The 1,361-nt window shown below is 38.4% G+C and carries 1 protein-coding gene; it reads right to left on the bottom strand.

Annotated elements, in window-relative coordinates:
• Positions 1-219: 219 nt before the first annotated feature.
• Positions 220-1,116 carry a hypothetical protein gene (locus AC1DPQ_RS27830; RefSeq protein ID WP_477611579.1) on the bottom strand — a complete coding sequence of 299 codons (897 nt, stop codon included), beginning with the start codon at positions 1,114-1,116 and terminating at the stop codon, positions 220-222.
• Positions 1,117-1,361 lie beyond the last annotated feature (245 nt).

The raw sequence follows: 1,361 nt of genomic DNA, 5'->3' as shown, positions 1-1,361 counted from the left end.
CTTTTGGCTAGGTTATATTTAACCCCAATAATAGTTATTCTCAGTTTAGATGCAAAAACTAAAGTCAACCTTTTCAAAAATGATACAAAAAAAGCCCTGAACGCTTGCAGTTCAGGGCAACAATAGAATTATTATGGTGGTAATTTATGTAAAGACATCCGAAGTTCGCATGAGACACAGGCCTATACTCAAACTTCGGATGTCTGGCAACGAACTGAATTAATTCATACCAAATGATCTTACCTGGCCACCACCTGGTCTGTTCTGTCTAAAACGTTTCATCATGTTCTCCATTTTAGTTTTATACTCTTCAGCAGTGATCAGTTTTGCTTTTTTAGGTGCGGTTACATCTTTTGCACTTACATTCCTATATTCGATGCTTTTGGCAATTGAACTATTACCTCTGCCTTCGATCGCTAAAACTGCACCTTCAGTCCACATATTTGGGTTTGGAGAAAAGTCGAACCCCAAATCTTTTGTATACCAGATTTTGGTTTCTTCTACTACGTTTTTATCCATATCCAAGATTTTAATAGCCCTTGTAGATCTTATAATCGCCTGGTGACAGGTAAAACCAATAATCTGTTTAGTAGAATCTGTTTTAATCACTTCTATGGTTGGTGCCGGAGCTGGTTTTGCTGTAGTGGTATCATTAGGATTTCTACCGCCCATTCTCATTGAGCCAATCGGACCAGAAGTAGATAAAGTTAATTTACTCGGCATGTAATATGTCGTATCGTTCAGATCAAAAACCTCCGTAAGGCCCTTATCTGCAAAGGTATAGTAATATTCTCTGTTACCTCCACCACCACCAAAACGCATCATCATACGGCCCATGCCGCCACCGCCACCACCTGCTCCATTACTATCCTCAGTTTCTTCAACTGGCATATAACTGGCATTTGTAGCCGTAAATAACAACTCGAAGTTGCTTTTGCTAGATGAGGGCATTCTGGCTTTCATCTGATCGGTTAGCTGGATACCACTTGCCGAAGCCATAGCTGCCGGATCGATAATATTTTCAAATTGTATGGCTCCTGAAGTTTTTTTCTGCTGTGCATCTGCAATTGATGCGATTGATAAAACTCCCAGTAAAGCGAAGATTATTTTTTTCATTACGATTTTGTTTTGTTTGTTAGATACGAAAGCCTTAAAAAGGTTTAACAAAGATATTGTAGTTTGTAATGTAAAACGTGTTAAATTGTGTTAAAATCAACTGCTGAATTGGCTGAGCAAGCTGTTTAAAGGCAGATGTAATTTATTTTTTACAATAGAGCTTGTTTTTGAAAAGCAATTGCAATGGTTCTTTGGTTGCGGTAGTCCTGCCCTCTGCTTAATCCCGATTGAACATACTCTCTAAT

The organism is Pedobacter sp. 01T416_2, assembly GCF_056398925.1.
The sequence above is the reverse complement of the archived record's forward strand: the minus strand, read 5'-3'. Positions and strand labels throughout refer to the sequence as shown.

Coding starts and splice junctions, on each gene's coding strand:
- AC1DPQ_RS27830 (WP_477611579.1), bottom strand. CDS start 1,116: ATGAAAAAAATAATCTTCGCTTTACTGGGAGTTTTATCAATCGCATCA.